17 protein-coding genes are annotated in these 20,372 nt (G+C 53.2%); 9 read left to right on the forward strand and 8 right to left on the reverse strand.

Annotated elements, in window-relative coordinates; genetic code table 11:
- Positions 1-44: 44 nt before the first annotated feature.
- Complete coding sequence (locus F3F93_RS06060; RefSeq protein WP_176958274.1) at positions 45-1,370, forward strand: Zn-dependent hydrolase; 1,326 nt, start codon at positions 45-47, stop codon at positions 1,368-1,370.
- On the opposite strand, the gene F3F93_RS06065 is transcribed toward F3F93_RS06060, so the two are convergent.
- The 3 genes from F3F93_RS06065 to F3F93_RS06075 all read right to left on the reverse strand — a co-directional run bounded on the left by F3F93_RS06065 (position 1,363) and on the right by F3F93_RS06075 (position 2,963).
- Complete coding sequence (locus F3F93_RS06065; RefSeq protein WP_176958275.1) at positions 1,363-2,025, reverse strand: lysophospholipid acyltransferase family protein; 663 nt, start codon at positions 2,023-2,025, stop codon at positions 1,363-1,365. The two genes, F3F93_RS06060 and F3F93_RS06065, sit on opposite strands and share 8 nt — an antisense overlap.
- 186 nt (positions 2,026-2,211) lie before the next feature.
- Positions 2,212-2,553: a hypothetical protein gene (locus tag F3F93_RS06070; RefSeq protein WP_176958276.1), complete on the reverse strand. Its 342-nt coding sequence runs from the start codon at positions 2,551-2,553 to the stop codon at positions 2,212-2,214.
- Positions 2,554-2,708: 155 nt separating this feature from the next.
- Positions 2,709-2,963: a hypothetical protein gene (locus F3F93_RS06075; protein ID WP_176958277.1), complete on the reverse strand. Its 255-nt coding sequence runs from the start codon at positions 2,961-2,963 to the stop codon at positions 2,709-2,711.
- Between the two features lie 226 nt (positions 2,964-3,189).
- Between F3F93_RS06075 and F3F93_RS06080 the strand changes: the two genes are divergently transcribed.
- The 6 genes from F3F93_RS06080 to F3F93_RS06105 all read left to right on the forward strand — a co-directional run bounded on the left by F3F93_RS06080 (position 3,190) and on the right by F3F93_RS06105 (position 8,878).
- Positions 3,190-3,825, forward strand: a complete 636-nt coding sequence (locus F3F93_RS06080; protein ID WP_176958278.1) for a 50S ribosomal protein L25/general stress protein Ctc — start codon at positions 3,190-3,192, stop codon at positions 3,823-3,825.
- Between the two features lie 7 nt (positions 3,826-3,832).
- Positions 3,833-4,408: an aminoacyl-tRNA hydrolase gene (gene pth, locus F3F93_RS06085; RefSeq protein ID WP_347239214.1), complete on the forward strand. Its 576-nt coding sequence runs from the start codon at positions 3,833-3,835 to the stop codon at positions 4,406-4,408.
- A 110-nt stretch (positions 4,409-4,518) separates the two neighbouring features.
- Positions 4,519-5,613: a redox-regulated ATPase YchF gene (gene ychF / locus F3F93_RS06090; RefSeq protein WP_176958279.1), complete on the forward strand. Its 1,095-nt coding sequence runs from the start codon at positions 4,519-4,521 to the stop codon at positions 5,611-5,613.
- Between the two features lie 100 nt (positions 5,614-5,713).
- Positions 5,714-6,247, forward strand: a complete 534-nt coding sequence (gene ppa, locus F3F93_RS06095; RefSeq protein ID WP_176958280.1) for an inorganic diphosphatase — start codon at positions 5,714-5,716, stop codon at positions 6,245-6,247.
- An 86-nt stretch (positions 6,248-6,333) separates the two neighbouring features.
- Positions 6,334-8,337, forward strand: a complete 2,004-nt coding sequence (locus tag F3F93_RS06100; RefSeq protein WP_176958281.1) for a sodium-translocating pyrophosphatase — start codon at positions 6,334-6,336, stop codon at positions 8,335-8,337.
- A gap of 46 nt (positions 8,338-8,383) precedes the next feature.
- A complete protein-coding gene (locus F3F93_RS06105; protein WP_176958282.1) occupies positions 8,384-8,878 on the forward strand; it encodes a DUF4389 domain-containing protein in 495 nt (164 codons plus the stop codon).
- 82 nt (positions 8,879-8,960) lie between these two features.
- Here the strand turns inward: F3F93_RS06105 and F3F93_RS06110 are convergent, their stop codons facing one another.
- The 5 genes from F3F93_RS06110 to mgtE form a co-directional block, all read right to left on the reverse strand.
- The gene (locus F3F93_RS06110) at positions 8,961-9,677 is read right to left on the reverse strand and encodes a lysophospholipid acyltransferase family protein (RefSeq protein WP_176958283.1); all 717 of its coding nucleotides are present in this window, start codon (positions 9,675-9,677) and stop codon (positions 8,961-8,963) included.
- Positions 9,671-10,249 (reverse strand): HAD-IIIA family hydrolase, encoded by a 579-nt coding sequence (locus tag F3F93_RS06115; protein WP_176958284.1) that lies wholly within the window; start codon positions 10,247-10,249, stop codon positions 9,671-9,673. The genes F3F93_RS06110 and F3F93_RS06115 overlap by 7 nt, the downstream gene beginning before the upstream one ends.
- A gap of 52 nt (positions 10,250-10,301) precedes the next feature.
- Positions 10,302-13,391 (reverse strand): PAS domain S-box protein, encoded by a 3,090-nt coding sequence (locus F3F93_RS06120; RefSeq protein WP_176958285.1) that lies wholly within the window; start codon positions 13,389-13,391, stop codon positions 10,302-10,304.
- Positions 13,392-13,572: 181 nt separating this feature from the next.
- Positions 13,573-14,508, reverse strand: a complete 936-nt coding sequence (trxB, locus tag F3F93_RS06125) for a thioredoxin-disulfide reductase (protein WP_176958286.1) — start codon at positions 14,506-14,508, stop codon at positions 13,573-13,575.
- 257 nt (positions 14,509-14,765) lie between these two features.
- Positions 14,766-16,127, reverse strand: coding sequence for a magnesium transporter (gene mgtE / locus F3F93_RS06130; protein WP_176958287.1), 1,362 nt, complete (start codon positions 16,125-16,127; stop codon positions 14,766-14,768).
- Positions 16,128-16,294: 167 nt separating this feature from the next.
- Between mgtE and F3F93_RS06135 the strand changes: the two genes are divergently transcribed.
- Together F3F93_RS06135 and mfd are read left to right on the forward strand one after the other, a co-directional pair.
- Positions 16,295-16,939, forward strand: a complete 645-nt coding sequence (locus F3F93_RS06135) for a response regulator (protein WP_176958288.1) — start codon at positions 16,295-16,297, stop codon at positions 16,937-16,939.
- A 52-nt stretch (positions 16,940-16,991) separates the two neighbouring features.
- On the forward strand, positions 16,992-20,357 hold the full coding sequence (gene mfd / locus F3F93_RS06140; protein WP_176958289.1) for a transcription-repair coupling factor: 3,366 nt from the start codon (positions 16,992-16,994) through the stop codon (positions 20,355-20,357).
- Positions 20,358-20,372: the final 15 nt, after the last annotated feature.

Here is a 20,372-nt window from a genome sequence, read left to right on the forward strand (position 1 = left end):
TCGATGACGCATCGGCACAGAGAGATGCCGAAGTCACAATAAATATGAAGCTGATCTCTGTTGATACTGAAGCTATTGAGCAGCACTACGCGGTACTGAACCGGATCGGCCCTGTCGACGGTGATCCCGACAACGGTTTTCTTCGCGCCCCCTACTCCGCTGCTGAAACTGCAGCCATCAGCTATATCCAACAGGTTGCCAGAGCGGCAGGCCTGAACTGCCGATTCGATGCTGTCGGCAACCTGATCGTTGCAACCCCCGGATCGTTCTCCGCATGGGTAGAGACAGGTTCGCATATCGATACTGTTCCGGGTGGCGGCAACTTTGATGGCACTGCCGGTGTGGTGGCAGGACTAGCGGCACTGCTGGCCATCCACAGCTCCGGAACTGTTTTACAACGCGGTCTGCGCCTGCGTATCTGGCGTGGCGAAGAGTCCGCCTGCTTCGGTGTCACCTCTATCGGTTCCAGAGCTGCCTTTGGCAGACTCGATGCATCAGCTCTTATGCATAACTATGCCGGAAGATCACTTGCTGAGGCAATGCTTGAGCAGGGGGCAGACCCTGAGCTGATTCGTGCAGGCAGACCGGCAATAGATAAGCATGAACGTGATAGCATCGCCGCCTTTCTCGAACTGCATATTGAACAGGGCAAGGTGCTCGAAGCTTGCGGCAAGGATATCGGTATCGTCACCGCCATCCGCGGCTCCAAACGCAGCTGGGTTAATCTTCACGGCACCTTTGATCACTCTGGAGCCACGCCGATGGGGCCTGAATTCCGGCAGGATGCCAATCTGACTATGGCATATATTATGGTACGGCTCGATCAGCTACTCAGACAGGCCAACAGTGAAGGTGCCGATCTCGTACAGACCGCGGGTCTGGTGAATCCTCCGCAGCAACCCGGCTCCAGCCTTCCTCTTGGTGAAAATGCCATTACCAAAATAAGTGGAGCCGCCTGCTTCTCATATGAGGTGCGTGGTTGCGATGCAGAGAGCGTGGAGAGCTACTGTGATCGCGCCTTTGCACTGATCCGTGAAACTGCAGAAGAGTTCGGCACCACTGTTGCGATAGAGACCTTCTCCGATCAGGCTGGCATCCCAAACCTGAACCCTGAACTCCAGAAACTAATGACAGAAAGCTGCATGGCACTGGATCTCAGCTACACATCTCTGCCCAGCGGCGCCTGGCACGATGCAGGCACACTGGCACAACAGGTAAGAGGCGATGGCACAACCATCCCGGTCGGCATGATATTTATTCCGTGTTACAACGGCATCAGCCACTCACCAGATGAACGCTCTACCCCCCTGCAGATCGCCAGAGGGGCATCGTTGCTCGCCACAACCATGATCGAGCTGGCCTCTATCTGACCTGCTCAACCGAACCGGTCTGCTTGAAAAAACTGTCCGCTGCCTGCTGTGTGGCATCCATTGCCTGCTGAACAGACAGCAGCGCTTCATGATCATCAGCATCTGCCGCAACGCTCACAGCTTCACCATAGACGATAACGCCAGCAGTAAAAGGCTTGGGGATATAGAAGTGATCCCATGATGAGGTGATGCGCCACTGCCGTTTTGTTGCCCAAATCACAGGGCGAATCGGCAGCCCGGTCTTTTTAGCCAGTTGAATGGTGCCGAGCTGCACCCTCTCACGCGGCCCCTTCGGCCCGTCCGGTGTAATGCCGAAATCGCATCTCTCTTTCTGATAGGTTCGCACCATCTGCAACAGTGCTCTGGCTCCGCCGCGCGTGGACGAGCCGCGTATGGTTCTAAATCCCTGCAACTGCAGTGTATCAGCAATATAACCGCCATCACGATGTTCGGAGATCAGCGTATAACCACGACACCCTCGCAGGGCCACCCCCATCATCAGGATGCGTGCATGCCAGAATGCGAAGATATGGCGCTCAGGGGCCGCCGGATCGTAACAACCTCCCAGACGCTGCCAGCGAATCGTAAGCGACAGAAAGGCGATGATCAGCCTGATCAAGCGCGGCACCAGCCAAATCAACAGTCGCTCTCTCATCCGTTTTACTACCCTCTCCCCAAAAAAACGTTTTTCTGTTCAACCCTAAACTTATCACCAAATCCGGAACGACGTTAGAGCCTTCTCATCTTAACGTGGCTCTGATTCAGAATCAGAGTCCTGAAATGCAAAAAAAGGTCTGACTTGCGCCAGACCTTGATCACTTCATCGTTGCTGCGAACCTGCTTACTTCATCACAGCCGCAGCCGCATCAACAGCTTCGGAACTTTTTTCACTGACAACCTCTGCAGCGTCGGAAGCCACTTCAGCAGTGGCATCAACCGCATCAGATGCAGCTTCACTAACGACCTCTGCAGCATCAGAAGCCACTTCAGCAGCTGCATCAACAGCTTTAGAGGCGGCCTCGCTTACAGCTTTCGCTGCATCTGCTGCAGTATCAGAAGCAGCCTCTACAGCACTGGACGCTGCAGCCGGAATAGTACGTTCTGCAGGTTTTTCGCTTGAACAAGCCGCCAACGAAAATGAGACTACAGCTGCGACGGTTATAATCAGGGTATTCAACTTCATCAGGTTTATTCTCCTTTTTTACAATGCTCAATCATTTTTTGAACAGTGCCTCTATCAGGTGCAGTTCATAGCGTATGACAGCGCATCAAATAGTCAATCAATCCGCTGCATTGATTAAATTCATGCGTGCAAAATATGATCACCTTACAGCTCATCTAGAGCGCAGAAAACAGCTCCGATAGCAGCAACAGCGAGATCGCAACAGTCAGGCCGGAGAACAGAAACAGTTTCCTGCCATAACCGTTGAGTTTGGAGAGTGGAGGCAGGCGCTCTTTATAACGCCTCTGCTCCTCTTCAGGCAGTTCAATCATGAACAGCTGCTTAGGTCCGAAACGAATATAGATATAGAGCCCGAAAGCGCTATTCATGGTCAGCAGCAACAGCATGATCATGACAGTTTCAGCTGTCATCTCAAATTCTGCTGCCGGCATTTATTTTGCTCAATGTCCAACTCCCTGGAACTCTTTCAGTCGCCAACCCTCAACCGATAGTCGAAATCTGTATAGTCCCAAGAGGGGGGATAAGACAAATTGGACTTTTATGTTGCAATGCATAGAGTGCGCGCCCGCGTTGAAAACCTGTATCAACGCCGCCGTCACGGGATAACCCGACGGTGCATTTTTTGGAGGATATACTATGACTGATTTTATTGTAGAAGCTGAGCTTCGCGAAGAGACTGGCCGCAGTGCAGCACGCCGTCTGCGCCGCGCCGGCAAACTGCCCGGCATTATTTATGGCGGCGACAAGCCTGACCTGCCGATCACTATGGACTACAACACTGTTTCCAAGCTGTTGAATGAAGAGCTGTTCCACACCTCTATGCTGGAAGTTAAAGTAAAAGGCTCACGTGGTAAAAATACCGTGATGCTGAAAGATTCCCAGTATGATCCTCTGAAAGATACTGCAACCCACCTCGACTTCATGCGCGTATCTGCCTCTGACAGCATCACCATGGACGTTCCAGTTGTAGCGATCAATACCGAGAAGTGCCCTGGTGTTGCCATGGGTGGCATGGTTTCCATCATCCGTCACTCTCTGGAAGTCAGCTGCCGTGCGGACTCCGTACCTGAGCACATCGAGATCGACTGTGGTGCACTGGAGCTCGGCGCTTCTGTTCACATTGAAGACATCACGCTGCCAGCAGGCACAGAAGTGCATCACGATGTAAACTTCACCATTCTGAACATTGCTGTACCGAAGGGTGCAGGCAGCGCTGAATCAGAAGAAGAAGATGCAGTAGAAACCGAAGTAGAAAACGGCTCAGCTGAGTAAAGCTTAAGTGAAGCTGCTTGTCGGCCTGGGTAATCCGGGTAGCAAATACGAGCAGACGCGCCATAACATCGGCTTTCGTTTTCTCGATCTGCTGGCGAAATCGGAGGGGCTGCGCTTTGACGCAGCCCCTCGTTTTCATGCCGAGACAAGTATCTGGAACCGCTCACCCAGCCAGCGTGTTCTACTGATTAAACCCCAGACATTCATGAACCATAGCGGTGAAGCTGTGGGTTCTCTGGCCCGCTATTATCAGGTCGATGATGAGGATATCTTCGTTGTCTATGATGACCTTGACCTGCCCAGCGGCAAACTGCGCATCAAACAGGGTGGTGGCCATGGCGGCCATAACGGGTTGAAATCACTCAATGCCCACCTGAGCACACCTGAATATACGCGCATTAAAATCGGTATTGATCGCCCCTCTCACGGCGATGTCAGCGCCTGGGTGCTTGGCAAAGCGGATGAGGGCGATCGTGCTGATGAGAACCGCATCTTTGCTGCCCTGCTGGATGAGATCGGCACCCTGCTCGATGGCCAGAGTGACAAAGCGGCTAATCGCATTCACCTGGCACTACAGGATTAAAGCCTTATCCACTAAGGCACAGAGGCACAAAGATATTACACCAAAGACATACGAATTCATTCCGGCTTTGTCTCTTCGTGTCTTTGTGGTGAAAAAGAGGTTATAACAACATGGCACTGAGTATTGGTATTGTGGGTCTTCCCAATGTAGGTAAATCCACGCTTTTTAACGCACTTAATGGTGGCGGCGCAGAGGCGGCCAACTATCCGTTCTGCACGATTGATCCCAATGTCGGCATTGTGCCGGTACCGGACAAACGCATTGATGCTCTGGCTGCCATTGTTAAACCGCAGGCAATCCAGCACGCTATCGTTGAATTTGTTGATATTGCCGGTCTTGTGGCTGGTGCAGCCAGTGGTGAAGGGTTGGGCAATAAATTCCTCGCCAACATCCGCGAGTGTGCAGCCATCGCCCATGTAGTGCGCTGTTTTGATGATGAAAATGTAACCCATGTTGCAGGCAAGATTGATCCGCTTTCCGACATCGAGATCATCGATACCGAATTGATGCTCAAGGACATGGAGGGTGTTCAGAAAGGCCTGATCCGCATTGAGAAGCTGGCCCGTACCGGCGACAAGGATGCAAAGAATCAGGTTGAGGTGTTCAAAAAGGTCAATCAGGGGCTGGAGGATGGCACACCAGTGCGCCGTCAGGGACTGAGCCGTGATGAGCTGGCCATGGTCAAAGAGCTCTGTCTGCTGACTGCCAAACCGGTTCTCTACGTCACCAATGTTGATGATGGTTCACTGCCCGATGGCAACGCCTATGTCGATAAGGTGCGTGAGTACGCAGCCCAGGAGGGTGCCGGCGTTGCGGTTGTCTCCGCCCAGATCGAAGCCGAACTGATTGAGATGGATGAGGAGTCCCGGAGTGAATTTCTCGCTGATCTCGGCCTCACCGAGCCCGGTCTGAACACTGTGATTCGGGAGGCATATACGCTGCTGGATCTGATCTCCTACTTTACTGCAGGCGTCAAAGAGGTGCGCGCATGGACTATTCATCGTGGTGATACTGCCCCCAAAGCGGCAGCAGTGATTCACAACGATTTTGAGAAAGGGTTTATTCGTGCAGAGACCATTGCCTATGAGGACTATGTCACCTTTGGCGGCGAAGCCAAATGCAAAGAGGCGGGCAAGATGCGTCTGGAGGGCAAGGATTACATCGTTAAAGATGGCGATGTGATGCATTTCCGATTTAATGTGTAAGGGGTAAGGTGAGAAGCGCACCGCCGACAATACTCTTCGTGTACTTCAAGAGCGTCGTGGTGAATAATTACGCCATCAACAATCAAAAGGGAGAGCAATCGTGGATATTTCTAAAATTCCTGTAGGGGCTGATATGCCCAATGACATCAATGTTGTGATCGAAGTGCCGCAGCACGCCGATCCGATCAAGTATGAGCTGGATAAAGAGTCCGGTGCTGTATTTGTCGATCGCTTCATGCACACCGCCATGCACTATCCGTGCAACTACGGTTTTGTGCCCAACACCCTCTCCGATGATGGTGATCCGGTAGATGTGCTTGTTGTAAGTCAGTACCCGCTGATTCCCGGTTGTGTCATCCCTTGCCGCCCTGTCGGCGTATTGCAGATGGAAGATGAGGCTGGTATGGACGCCAAGATCTTGGCTGTACCTGCGTCCAGACTCAAACCCTACTACTGCAACGTGAAAGGCCCTGAAGATCTGCCTGTGTTCCTTATCGATCAGATCAAACACTTTTTCGAGCACTACAAGGATCTGGAAAAGAACAAGTGGGTGAAGGTGACCGGCTGGGGTGACGCAGAAGAGGCCAAGAAAGAGATCATCGATTCAGCGGCACGCTATCAGGCAGAAGCTTGACGGTTCCGTTTTAAAACTTCATAAAGGCGGTTGAGTAATCAACCGCCTTTTTTTATGGCTATTCAAATGTCGCTGGGGAGGTTCTTATGACTACAACAATGATTCCGGTCATGTTTGGTATGCTGGGACTGGCCTGCGCCTGGTATATCTTCGTGGCCGTCAAACGATACCCTGCAGGTGAAGGTAAAGTCACCGAAATCGCAGCAGCCATCCATCTTGGCGCCATGGTCTTCATGCGCCGTGAATATACGATTCTTGCCATTTTTGTCGCCATCGTTGCATTCGCCCTGGGTGTAAGCCTGGGCAGCCACACCACCATCGCATTTCTGGTTGGTGCAGCCTGCTCAGCGATGGCCGGATACTTCGGCATGTTTGCCGCCACAAAAGCCAATGTACGTACGGCTGTAGCTGCCCAGCATGAGGGTGCAGGCACAGCGCTGACCATCGCTTTCTTCGGCGGCTCTATCATGGGGCTCACTGTTGCTTCACTCGGACTGCTTGGGCTTGGTACCCTCTATCTCTTTTTCGGCGGCGACCCGGTCACAGCACACGCCATCCACGGCTTTGGCATGGGCGCATCATCGGTTGCCCTCTTCTCACGTGTCGGCGGCGGTATCTTCACCAAAAGTGCCGATGTCGGTGCCGATCTGGTGGGTAAAATAGAGGCGGGTATCCCTGAAGATGATCCACGCAACCCCGGTGTGATTGCCGATAACGTCGGCGATAATGTCGGCGATGTGGCGGGCATGGGCTCCGACATCTTTGAATCCTACTGTGGTGCTATTATTGCAACGATCGCTATGGCATCAACACTGGCGGCAGATATTCTCGATCCACTCGGCAATCAACAGTCTCTGATGTTTCTGCCCCTGGCGCTCGCCTCAACCGGCCTGATCTGCTCCATCGTCGGTATTGGCGTGGTCAAAGTGTTATCATCCCATCAGGCAGAGGCAGCGCTGCGTGCCGGCACCATTGGTGCCTCACTACTGTTTATTGCAGCGGCCTACTTTGTTATTTCTCTCAGTGGAATCTCCTCTCATGTATGGGGCGCGGTTATCTCCGGAGCGATTGGCGGCATCGTCATTGGACTTATTACAGAGTATTATACCGGTGACCAGCCGGTTCGCGATATTGCCAAGTCCGGTGAAACCGGTGCTGCGACCGTCATCATCTCCGGTCTGGCTATCGGCATGCAGTCGGTCATTATCCCCGTACTCACTATTGCCACGATCATCTTCATCTCCACGAAACTCTGTGGCCTCTACGGTGTTGGTATTGCCGCTGTCGGTATGCTGGCCACCGTCGGCATGACCATGGCCATCGATGCCTACGGCCCGGTCGCTGATAATGCAGGCGGCATCGCCGAGATGGCTGGTCTCGGTGATAAGACACGAGGCATTACCGACTCGCTCGATGAACTGGGTAACACCACTGCCGCCATCGGCAAAGGTTTTGCCATTGGTGCAGCAGCGCTTGCCGCTCTGGCAATCATCACCGCCTATGTACAGACCGTTTCAGTCAATGTTCCCGACTTCAGCCTTGATCTCTCCCATCCCATTGTACTGGTCGGCATGTTTATCGGTGCCCTCTTCCCCTTCTGGGTCGCATCCCTGACCATGACAGCGGTTGGTGATGCCGCCTTTGAGATGATCAAAGAGATTCGTCGCCAGTTCCGTGAAATCCCCGGCTTGATGGAGGGTACGGCCGAGCCGGATCATGCCCGTTGTATTAATATCGCCACCAATGCGGCACTGAAAAAGATGGTACTGCCCGGCATACTGGCTGTGGCAGCACCGGTGCTTGTCGGCTTCGGATTGGGGCCGGAGGCACTCGGCGGCATGCTCGGTGGCGCACTGGTCTGCTGTGTACTTCTGGCGCTGACCATGGCCAATGCCGGTGGCGCCTGGGATAATGCCAAAAAATATGTCGAACAGGGCAACCTCGGCGGCAAAGGTTCGGATGTGCACAAAGCCGTGGTGGTTGGCGATACTGTGGGTGATCCGTTCAAAGACACCTCCGGCCCTTCGATGAATATTCTGATTAATGTGATGGCCATCGTTTCTCTGGTGATCGCACCTCTGCTAGGATAGCCCGAACCGGTCTCTCAGCAGACCATAATTACCAGGAGTTAATATCATGAGTGATGATCTCAAAGAAAATGTGATGGATACCAATATCTGGCTGCGGCTGGTTTTCATGCTGCTGTTTGCCGTGGTGTTTGCTGCTACACGCGTGGTGCTGGTAGCCGTCATTGCAATACAGTTCCTCTGGGTGCTGTTTACCGCCAATCGCAATGAAAAGCTGCTCTCCTTCGCCTCCCAGCTGGCCACCTTTCTCTATCAGATCTACCGTTACCTGAGCTTTAATACCGAAAAGCGTCCGTTTCCTTTTGATGATTTTCCATCCGATGAAGCCCTGCTGGATGACAATGAAGCTGAGGTAGCCGTTGCAGCCGAAGAGGCTGCTGCTGAGCCGGAAACTGCCGCCGAAGCAGAAGTCGTCGAAGAGAAGAGAGCGGCTGCAAAGCGTAAAGCACGCAAGCCGGCCACCGATAAGCCCGGTGATGAGGCAGCTTCTGACGACGCATCAGATGTAGCATCTGAAAGCGGTATCGAAGCAGACAAAAGCTGATCAAACACCTTAACCTCAAAGGGCGGCCCGATACCGGTGCCGCCCTTTTTTGTCTGATTGCTCATAAACAGAGCCGTGAATATCAACCGCCGAGTTCTCGGGTGGCAGCTTCGATATCTCTCTCCAGCTTCTTAAGCAGATCATTACGCCGCACCGCATTCACCTCTTCTGCAGGAATATAGGGGAGAAAACGGAAGGTGATGGTGCCCGGCTTTTTGATGAATCCGCGTTTGGGCCAGAGGGCTCCGGCATTGTGTGCCATCGGCAGAATACCGGCCTTCGCCTTCTGCGCCAGAATCACGCCGCCGGGCTGATAGTTACCTGTAGTACCCACAGCTGAGCGTGTCCCCTCGGGAAAGATCACCACCCAGCGCTGTTTCTCAAGCATGGCTGTGCCATCCTGAATCACCTGCTTGATCGCCTCGCGAGGGCTTCCCCTGCGAATGCCGATCGTGCCCATCAGTGCCAGCGCCCAACCGAAGAATGGAATATTGAACAGCTCGCGTTTCAGTATCCATGTGTAGGGCGGAACCAGAATCGGCATGGCCACGGTCTCTGCCGCCGACTGATGTTTGGCTACCACCACACAAGCATGATCCGGCATATGCTCTTTTCCCTCAATGACAATGCGAATACCACAGAGCACCCTTAAGAGCAGGAAAATGCTCTTCGACCACATCTTTGCCCAGATCCATGAGGCTGAAAAACCAAACGGGCGAAACAGAATCACCAGCAGCGAAAAGAGCGGCGTGAGAACCATAAAACAGAGATTAAACAGGGCTGATCTTATGGTCAGCATGCAGCCCCCCCTAAAACAGCATCAACGGCAGCGCCCAGATCGGCAAAAGCGCTGATCTCCGGCATCAGCAACTTCGATCTCTGCAAAATCTTTTCACTCTCACCATAACCGCTCTGCACCAGCATGGCAGGCACACCTGCTGCAAAGGCAGCCTCAACATCACGGATCGAATCACCGATAAACAACGCCTCTTCAGGCGAGCCAGAGAGCCCCAGAGCAGCAAGGGAGTCGATCACCATGCCCGGCAGTGGTTTGCGACAGACACAGCCATCATCCGGCCCGTGCGGGCAGTAAGCGACATGCGAGATAAAGCCCCCGGCCTGCTCAATGGCCAGCATCATCTTGGCATGGATATCATTGAAAGTATCTTGATCCATCATACCTCGACCCAGGCCGGACTGGTTGCTGACAATAGCCACGCTGATTCCTGCGCCATGCAGACGGGCAATCGCCTCAAGAGAACCGGGAATTGCATGCCACTGCTCAGGGGCAAGAATATAATCGGGTGAATCAAAATTGATGACGCCATCACGATCCAGCAGTACGGCTTTTGGTCTCTTCAGATCAGACATATCCATAGCGGAACAATACGCGTTACAACGAGCAGAGAAAAGCGGTGACCCGTTATGAAGATTTCAGCATTTGATGCATCAGCCGACTAAGCTCATGAATCGCCACCGGTTTATTCAGCAGAGTAAAGTGCTCAAACCTCTCCACCTCTTCGCCACACGATGAGAAGTCATAACCGGTCATCATGATCACCGGCACATCACTACCGGACTGGCGAATCTGTTGCACCAGTTCAACGCCACCCATCACCGGCATCACCATATCGGTGAGCACGATGGCAATCTTATCCTGATGCTCACGATAGCAATCCAGAGCAATAGCGCCATTACTCGCCTCAACCACCAGATATCCAAGCGTTCTTAGCACCTCAGCCACCGTACCAAGAATACCTGCGTCATCATCCACCAGCAGCACAGTTTGCCCCGAACCGGCAACCGCCTTCTCATTGCTCTCTCTCTCTTCACTGCGCTGCTCCTGCAGCAGCGGCAGATAGATATGGATGGTTGTGCCCTGCCCCTCTTCACTCTCAATCTCAAGCAGGCCACCATGCGTCTGCACCGCCCCATAAACCATCGCCAGTCCAAGGCCGGTCCCCTTCCCCACCCCTTTGGTGGTAAAGAACGGCTCAACCACTTTACCGATCAGCTCAGAGGGGATACCGCTGCCGTTATCCGCCACAACAAGATGGGCGAATCGGTCGCCTGCCACCTCAGGGTGTAGCTGATGGAAGGCTTCAGTTGCCTCATAGCATTCAAGACTGACTGAGATACTGGGATTCTCACTGCCAGCCACCGCATCATGGGCATTATTCAGCAGGTTCATCACCACCTGCTGCAGCTGGGTAGCATCCCCTTTGACCAGCATCTTCTGCTCTGTCACAGCCTTGCTTACCCTGATATTTTCAGGAATTGCACTACTGGCAAGCTTCAATCCCTCTTTGATAAATGTATTGATTGGAAGCGCACGCAGCTCAACCATATCCTTGCGGGCAAAGGTGAGCAGTTGATGCACCATATCCGCCGCCCGTGCACTCAACTTATCTACTTTCTCCAGCTTATCAGCCACAACGTCCGGATCATCAACCTTACGCTTTGCCAGATAGACGTTGCCCTGCAGAGCAGCCAGCATGTTATTGAAATCGTGGGCAATACCACCCACCAGCGTGCCGATCGCCTCCATCTTCTGGGCCTGCAGGAACTGCGCTTCAAGCTTCTCATGCTCAGTCATATCCTGCTGCAGGGATACAAAATGGGTGATCTCTCCATCTTCATTATGAATCGGAGCCACACTCATCAGCGCCGGATAGAAACTGCCATCCTTGCGTCGGTCAACCAGCGTTCCATGCCAGACATTGCCGGATGTAATCGTCTGCCAGAGCTCTTTGTAAAAGGCCGGGTCCTGAGCATGGCTTTTCAGCACGGATGGGTCCTTGCCGAGCACCTCTTCAGATTGATAACCGGTCATCTCACAAAATGCCGGATTCACATACTCAATCACTGCATTGCGATCGGTGATCATCACCGCCTCACCTGCCTCTCTGATCGCCATCAACATTTTTCGCTGCTCAGCCTGCGCTGCTACCTGTTCAGACATATCGCGAATCATGACTGTCATAATAACATCGTTTCCAACAACAACCTTAGAAATCGAAATCTCAACAGGGAACTCTTCACCACTCTTTCGCAGTCCATACAGACCACTACTCCGGTGGTGCACCGTGCTTTCTGAGTCATCTCTCTTAAATGCCTCAACACCACGGCCATGCCCTTCTCGGAATCGCTCTGGAATCAATTGATCAAGATGATTTCCCAATAGATCAGCTTCTGAGTAATCAAACATAATCTCAGCCGCTCTGTTAAATAAAATAACTTCCTGATGCTGGTTAATAGAAATGATCGCATGTTCTGCCATCTCTACGATACTGGAAAAACGATCTCTGCTGGCGATCACCTCCAGCTCAGCCAATTTGCGCCGGGTAATATCCTGAACAGTACCAATTGAGCGAATCGCTTTACCTTCACTGTATTCGGTTCGGCACTGCTCATGAACCCATTTCACGGCGCCATCAGCCATCAACAGGCGGTGCTCGATATTGTATGCCGTCCGATTATCAAGCGAGGCGGTGAATGCTGAATTTACATCATCCAGATCATCAGGATGTACCCTCTCTAAAAAGGTCTCATAGGTGTTCACACTTCCTGGCTCAACACCGAAAATACGATAGTTCTCATCGGACCAAAAAAGTTTATCATTGATAAGATCAAGCTCCCAATGACCAATATGGGCTACAGATTGCGCCTCCTCATGGAGTGTTTCTGCTTTCAGCAACATCTCCTCAGTTTGTTCGCGCTGCTGATTAAGATTAATTGCTGAGATAATTTGAGCGCATGCTTTGATGAACGGATTGAGCACTTCGGTTAATGACTCATCAAACCCTCCTGGCCTGTTAGCAATACCTATCATACCGATAAACTGACTACCCATGGAGATAGGAATACCCATATATGCATTGAGTGACGGATGCCCCTTGGGAGTGCCGCAACCTCTCGGATCACTGGCAGGATCATTGGCGATAACCAGTTCTCCTGTCCTGATTGTCTCACCAAACAGCGAATTCAGGTTATGAAACTCCATGCCCGACTGTTTATTCTTCGCATACAGCGCCTGCGTCTCTTCATTCCAGGCAATATTTGTCAGTGCAAACACCTTCAAGTAGGGGCTGTTCTCTTCGCCATGAAGAATACGTCCGACAAACCCGTACTCGCTTTCAGTTACAGCCAGCACCTCATTAAGCAACGACTCAAACAGCTTCTGTGGCTCTTCATTGGCGATATACATGCCCTGTGCCTTAGTTACCGCATCAAGCAATCGCCTTTCCAGCTTCAACTTTTCTTTGGAGCTCTGCGCACGCTCAAATTGAAAGATGGTCTCCTGCCAACGCCTGTAAGAGAACCAGATACCCAGCAGTGAAATTGAAAGAAGAACCAGCATGATCTCAACAAGCTGCCAATGCTCATGGCTATGCAAAAGGTCATGCAGTAATTCAAACAGATCCAGATTCACTGCTGCGACCCACACCACAACTGCGACAGAGGCAACAATGATCAGATCACGTCTGAATCTAGTGTGGATAGATTTATCCATCAGAGGAACTCATAACAGCCCATGCAAACCTCCTGAGAATGCGCTCAACTCACATCATCACTTATGAGCAATGATGATGCCAATAATCATTATGCACAGTTAATTGCTTACATCCTGTTTTTCAGGCACAAAAAAAGGGCCGCCAATGGCAGCCCTTTTACTATCCGTGTATATATTACTCTTACTCTTGAGAAGCGAACCAGCGCTCCACATCCAGAGCCGCCTTGCACCCTTCACCGGCGGAAGTAACCGCCTGACGATAGACAGGGTCGGCCACATCACCGGCTGCAAAGACACCTTCAACCGAGGTGGCAGTGCTCTTGCCGCGAGTTTTCAGATAACCGGTGGCATCCATCTCCAGCTGGCCACCCAGGAAGCCTGTATTCGGTTTGTGACCAATGGCGATGAACACGCCGTGCACATCCAGTTCACGGGTTGAACCATCAATTGTGGACTTCAGACGAATACCGGTCACACCGGAGTCATCACCGAGAATCTCATCGGTAACGCTGTTCCATGCCACTTCGATATTCTCAGTAGCCAGCAGTTTATCCTGCATAATCTTCTCAGCACGCAGCGCATCACGACGATGGATCAGTGTGACTTTATTGCAGAGGTTGGCCAGATAGAGCGCCTCCTCCACGGCCGTATCACCGCCACCAACCACAGCCACATCCTTACCGCGGTAGAAGAAACCGTCACAGGTAGCGCAGGCCGATACACCACGACCGGCAAAGGTCTCTTCACTGGGCAGCCCCAGATACTGGGCCGAAGCACCGGTAGCGATAATCAGCGCATCACAGGTGTAGGTGCCGTCATCACCATTGAGTGTGAACGGACGTTTGGAGAGATCGGCCGAATTGATATGATCCCAGATGATCTCCGTGCCGAAACGCTCAGCCTGAGCTTTGAAATCTTCCATCATCTCAGGGCCCTGCACGCCATCCTTATAACCCGGATAGTTATCCACATCGGTCGTCGTGGTCAGCTGACCACCGGCCTGCTGTCCCTGAATAACAACCGGATTCAGGTTGGCACGCGCAGCATAAATTGCCGCCGTATAACCGGCAGGGCCGGAACCCAGGATGATCAAATGGTGGTGAACAGAATCAGACATGAAAAACTCCGCAGAAAAAATCGATGATGAAACCTAGCGCAGCCCCCCCGAATCGCAATGACAGAAAATCATTTTCCGCAAGGGCCCAAAGAGCGCAAAGTATTTGAAGAGGCAATCAACTGCAAATGTAATGGCGGAGACCGTGGCTGACCTGTCGCCAGCTGCTAAATAATTTATTTGCCTTTGCGTACTGAAAAACTACATGGACCTGGTTTTTCAGAGATTTCCTAACCTTTGCACCCTTGGCGGTGCAATCCTCAGATAAGGAAAAGTGTTGCCAGACCGAGAAAGGAGAAGAAACCGACCACATCGGTCACCGTTGTCAGAATCGTGCCTGATGCCAGTGCCGGATCGATGTTCAACCGCTGCAAGGTCAGCGGTATCAGGGAGCCGGCAAGGGCAGCAGCAAACAGGTTGATCATCATCGCTACTGCAATTATCCAGCCCAGGCGAAGACCAAGATCAGGGAACCAGAATGAGGCAATGGTGCCGATCACCACGGCAAAGGTGATACCGGAAACCATACCAACGGAGACCTCTTTGATCAGTGTTCGGCGGGCATTGGCAAAGGTGATTCGCCCCAGCGCGATACCGCGCACAATCACCGTCAGTGTCTGGGTACCGGCAATGCCACCCATACTGGCAACAATCGGCATCAACACAGCCAATGCGACCACCTGCGCAATGGTCGCTTCAAACTGGGCAATCACAACAGAGGCGGCAATAGCCGTAAGAAGATTCACCGCCAGCCAGACTCCACGCCTGCGAGCAGTGATGCCAACAGGCTCAGAGAGGTCATCCTGATCCGAGAGGGCTGCCAGTCGATACATATCCTCGGTAGCCTCTTCCTGAATCACATCGATCACGTCATCAGCAGTAATGCGACCGACAAGCACCCCCTGTTCATCAACAACCGGCAGCGCCAATACATCATATTTCTCAAAAATATGCGCCACATCCTCCTGATCCTGCCCGGCTAAAGCGCGTGGAAAATCAGTTTTGGCAACCCCCGAAACGATCACATCAGGTTCAGCAAACAGCATCTCATGCAGCGACATGACCCCCACCAGACGATCATCATCATCAACAACATAGACGTAGTTGAGGTTTTCGATCTCCCTGCCAAAGCGGCGCAACACCTGTAGCACCTTCTCTACCGACCAGTTATCACGCACCTTAAACAGCTCGGCCTGCATCAGACCACCGGCGGTCTCATCATCATGAGTCATGAGCTGTTCGATCTCGCGTCGTTCAGCCGGGTCAAGATGCTCAATGACCTCGTCGGCCACCTCTTTATCCACAGCCTGCAGAATATCCGCGGCATCATCCGAATCGAGATGGGCTACAAACTCCTCAACTTCACCGGCCTTATAATCGGCAAGCAGATCCTCCTGCATACCTTCCGGCAGTTCGAGCAGCACTTCACCCAGCATCTCATCGGGAATGAACTCGATCAGAGTATGGCGTTCACTATCCTTACGACAGGCAAGCAGAAGCTCACCCAGTTCAGAGCCGTGCATCGACGATAACAGCTCTTCAAGCCGCGACTCATCCCACTTGGCGAGATGCAGTGCTTCCTTGCTGCTTAGCAGTTCCGGGCCGTTCTCATGGTTATGCACTGCACTCCTCCTTAGAGCCTGTGACCAGGCACTTGTGAACAACGCAAGGCTACACCACTGCCGATAGCCTTGAAATGGTCACTTGTTCAACAGTGCAATCAGAAGCATCTATACAAAGCTGAATTTATTGCCTACGTTTAGGTCATATGCACTACAGGATGAAATAGATGAGCAGAACACCCCTGATTCTTATCGTTGATGATGAGGAGATCATCCGCAATATCCTTGAAAAACTGATCCGGGCGCTCGGCTTTGAGGCCATCACTGCTGCCAGCAGCAGTGATGCGCTAGCCATGATCGACCAGCAGAGACCCGACCTTATCCTGCTTGATATTATGATACCCGGCTCCAACAGCATGGAGATCATCGAGACAGTCAGGGAGGATCAGGCACTCAATAAAACTGCCATTGTGATGATCTCCGGCACCGATGATCTCAATGCTATTGCCTCTTTTATCAAAGCAGGGGCCGATGATTTTCTTCTCAAACCATTCAATGCCACCCTGTTCAAGGCTCGCATTGTCAATGTGCTGGAGCAGATATCCATTCAACAGGAGAAACGGGGACTGCTCTCTGCCATTGCTGATGGAAAACTTAAACTGACAAAGGCTGAGAGCGCTCGCGACCAGTTCTGCTCCAAGCTCTCTCACGATCTCAACAATGCCCTCACCGGCATCATGATGGCAGGTGATCTTCTGCTCATGGGAGAGCTGCCGGATCATGTCACAAAAGGCATAGATAACATCCTCGAATCAACCGAAGAGATGACCAGGATCATCAAGCAGGCCAGAGAAAAAATATCTCCCCGCTAACAGGCCTAAGCCCGTAGAAGAGCAGCCCACTTTCCGGCAGGATGCGCGCCCGATGAATGCGACCAGTCAAGACAATACCCCGGCCAGATTATCGTCAATGACAGGGCTGGCGTGGCAGCTGGCCACCCTTGCCCGCAGTGGCAAACTCTCGCTCTGGATCTGCCCTGATTTGCGCAGCTACCGGCAACTGGCTGAAGAGGTTGCTTTTTTTCTGCAGGATGAGCCCGATCTGCTGTGGCGATTCCCGGCCTGGGAGGTACTGCCCTATGACCGTGTTTCTCCGCACCATGCTATCGTCGGCCAGCGCTTTGCAACCCTTGGTCGGCTACTCAACACCCCTGATCCGCATGGTCTTATCCTCACCGCCCTGCCCGCCTGGCTGCAGCGCATCGCGCCACCGGAAACGGTAGCTTCGCATGTCTGGCAACTGGAGGTTGGAGCTCCCTTTGATATCAGCAGCCTCAAATCACGCCTGACTGAAGCGGGCATGATCGCCTCAGAACGTGTACTGGCTGCCGGTGAGTTTGCTGCCCGAGGCGGCCTGTTCGATGTCTGGCCAGCCACCGAAACCACCCCGCTGCGCATCGATCTGTTTGGCGATGAGATTGAATCGATCCGCCGCTTCGACCCTGAAACCCAGCGCAGTGGCGAGGAGCTTAATCGCTTCACCTCGGTACCTGTACGCGAAGTGATCCTCGACAAGCCCGGACAGGAGATTTTCGCATCGGCATTCAGGGCACGATTCCCGCAACTGCGCAAACACCCGATGCTCTCCGCAGCCATGGCCGGCCGGCCTCATCCGGGCATTGAAGCACTGCTGCCACTGGCCTACCAGAGTAGCGCCCGCCTGCTTGATTACCTGCCAAAAGCAACAGCGATCTACGCCGCCGAAGGTCTTGAACAGCAGCGGCTTGCCTTTGCCGGACAGGTACGCGCCCAGTTTGAGATGGTCAAAGCCAGCGCCGAACCGAGCATCTCTCCGCAGGAGCTCTACGCAGTTGATACAGCCACCAGCTACAGCGCCCTGCATGGCAGAGCTGTTGAAGCAGCACCATCCATCACCGATTTCAGCAACCGCAGGCAACCACTGCATGCGCTGCTGGAGTCACTGAGCGAGCGCATCAAGGCAGGCTGGTCGATCAGCCTGATTGCCCACGGTCTGGGCCAGCAGGAGCGCATGCTTGAAGCGTGTGCCGGACTCGGGCTCCCCATTACTGAAATGCATCCACAGCAGGTTGGCAAACAGCAGCAAATAAGCAGCTGTATCGGCTATCTCGACAGCGGCTTTGCCCTGCCGGATAAAAAGCTGCTGCTGCTCACCGGCCGTGAACTGCTTGGTCAGCGTCTGCCACGCAAACGCGGCCACAGCACTACGGTACTGCGAGCCGACATCTTCAACTCTCTTGCCGAATTGAGAGTCGGTGATCCGGTCGTGCATGAGGATCACGGTGTCGGCCGCTATCAGGGCCTTGAGACGATGGGAGATGCCGATGAACTGGCAGATTTCATCAAAATTGAATACGCCTCCGGTTCTCACGTCTTTGTACCGGTGGAGGAGCTCTCCCGCCTGCACCGTTATACCGGTGAAGAGTCACCCAAACTCAATACACTCGGCTCTGAAAAGTGGAAGCGTACCCGTGAACGGGTAGAGCGCGATCTACTGGCTATGGCCCATGAGTTGATCGAAATTGAAGCCGAACGAACCGGTGCACGCCGCCCGGCAATTAAGCTGAAGGGTGAACTGTTTGATGCCTTTGAGGAGTTTGTGACCCGCTTCCCCTTTGAGGAGACCGATGATCAGGCCGAAGCAATTGATGCGGTGCTGGCCGATCTGGCACTGGACCGGCCAATGGATCGTGTTGTCTGTGGTGATGTCGGTTTCGGCAAAACAGAGGTGGCCATGCGTGCTGCTTTTGTGGTTGCCCAATCGGGGCGGCAGGTGGCTATTCTCGCCCCGACCACTGTACTGGCCAACCAGCACTTCTCCAGCTTCAGCGAACGCTTCTCCGGCACCGGCCTGAAGGTAGAGATGATCTCCCGTCTGCAGGGTAAAAAAGAGGTGGATCGTATCAGACAAGGGGTCAGCAGCGGAGAGGTTCGCCTGCTGGTCGGCACCCATCGTCTGCTCTCCGAACAGTTTGAGTTCGCGGATCTCGGCATGGTCATTGTTGATGAGGAGCAGCGCTTCGGTGTGAAACACAAACAGAAGCTCAAGGCACTCAACACAGCCGTTGATCTGCTCACTCTTACCGCCACGCCGATTCCGCGCACCCTGCATCAGACCCTTTCCGGCTTGCGCTCGGTTTCGATCATCAGCACACCACCGGCTGAGCGCGAGGCGATCCGCACCATGGTCTCCAGTTTTGATACCCATATCGCCAATGAGGCGATCCGGCGTGAACTCTACCGTGGCGGGCAGGTCTACTATCTGCACAACCATGTTAAGAGCATCGAACGCATCACCGCACGCCTGCGTGAAGATATTCCCGAGGCGGAGATCGGCATTGCCCACGGGCAGATGAGTCCGGCTGAACTCGATCGCCAGATGATGGCCTTCTACGAAGGGCGCCTGCACATTCTGGTCTGCACCACGATTGTCGAATCAGGGCTGGATGTGCCCAATGCCAACACACTGATTATTGAACGTGCCGATCTGCTCGGACTCTCACAACTGCATCAGATTCGTGGCCGGGTCGGGCGCAGCCATCGTCAGGCCTACGCCTACCTCTTCACCCCCGATGCCCGCGCCATGACCGCCGATGCCCGCGAACGCCTGCAGGCGATTGCCGAGCATACCGAACTTGGTGCCGGATTCCTGCTGGCCCGTCAGGATATGGAGATTCGCGGTGCTGGTAATCTTCTCGGTGCTGAACAGAGCGGCAAGATCGAGGAGATCGGCCTGGATATGTATATGGAGATGCTCAGTGAAGCGGTCGCTGAAGCGCGCGGGATGGCCAAAAAAGCTGTGCAACCAACCGATATGCATCTTGGTGTGAATGCCATTCTGCCACCGGATTATGTGCCGCAGCCGGGTGAACGTCTGAACCTCTACCGTCGCATCTACCGCGCGGTTGATGACAATCAGATCAGCATGCTCTTTGAAGAGATGACCGACCGCTTCGGCCGCATGCCTGATGAGGTGAAATATTGTCTGGAGACCGCCCGTATCCGCTGGCGCGCACAGGCGCTGGCACTGGCATCAATCCGTGCCTCGAATCAGGGCATCCGCCTCAACTTCACCGCCGCCTCACCGATTGAACCGGTTGATCTATTGATGCGCGTGCAGGCGGAGCCCAACCGTTTCCGTCTTACACCCGATGGCAATCTCACACTGCTCCAGCACGAGCCGGATATTCGCCAGCGCCTTAAAGGTTGCATTGCCTTTCTCGATTCCCTGCTGAATAGTTCAGCATCATAATTCCCATTGCCTTTT

Origin of the sequence: Mariprofundus sp. KV, assembly GCF_013387475.1 — a bacterium.
Classification (GTDB): Bacteria; Pseudomonadota; Zetaproteobacteria; order Mariprofundales; family Mariprofundaceae; genus Mariprofundus.

Coding starts and splice junctions, on each gene's coding strand:
- F3F93_RS06060 (WP_176958274.1), top strand. CDS start 45: ATGAAGCTGATCTCTGTTGATACTGAAGCTATTGAGCAGCACTACGCG.
- F3F93_RS06065 (WP_176958275.1), bottom strand. CDS start 2,025: ATGAGAGAGCGACTGTTGATTTGGCTGGTGCCGCGCTTGATCAGGCTG.
- F3F93_RS06070 (WP_176958276.1), bottom strand. CDS start 2,553: ATGAAGTTGAATACCCTGATTATAACCGTCGCAGCTGTAGTCTCATTT.
- F3F93_RS06075 (WP_176958277.1), bottom strand. CDS start 2,963: ATGACAGCTGAAACTGTCATGATCATGCTGTTGCTGCTGACCATGAAT.
- F3F93_RS06080 (WP_176958278.1), top strand. CDS start 3,190: ATGACTGATTTTATTGTAGAAGCTGAGCTTCGCGAAGAGACTGGCCGC.
- ychF (WP_176958279.1), top strand. CDS start 4,519: ATGGCACTGAGTATTGGTATTGTGGGTCTTCCCAATGTAGGTAAATCC.
- F3F93_RS06100 (WP_176958281.1), top strand. CDS start 6,334: ATGACTACAACAATGATTCCGGTCATGTTTGGTATGCTGGGACTGGCC.
- F3F93_RS06105 (WP_176958282.1), top strand. CDS start 8,384: ATGAGTGATGATCTCAAAGAAAATGTGATGGATACCAATATCTGGCTG.
- F3F93_RS06110 (WP_176958283.1), bottom strand. CDS start 9,677: ATGCTGACCATAAGATCAGCCCTGTTTAATCTCTGTTTTATGGTTCTC.
- F3F93_RS06115 (WP_176958284.1), bottom strand. CDS start 10,249: ATGTCTGATCTGAAGAGACCAAAAGCCGTACTGCTGGATCGTGATGGC.
- F3F93_RS06120 (WP_176958285.1), bottom strand. CDS start 13,391: ATGGATAAATCTATCCACACTAGATTCAGACGTGATCTGATCATTGTT.
- trxB (WP_176958286.1), bottom strand. CDS start 14,508: ATGTCTGATTCTGTTCACCACCATTTGATCATCCTGGGTTCCGGCCCT.
- F3F93_RS06135 (WP_176958288.1), top strand. CDS start 16,295: ATGAGCAGAACACCCCTGATTCTTATCGTTGATGATGAGGAGATCATC.
- mfd (WP_176958289.1), top strand. CDS start 16,992: ATGAATGCGACCAGTCAAGACAATACCCCGGCCAGATTATCGTCAATG.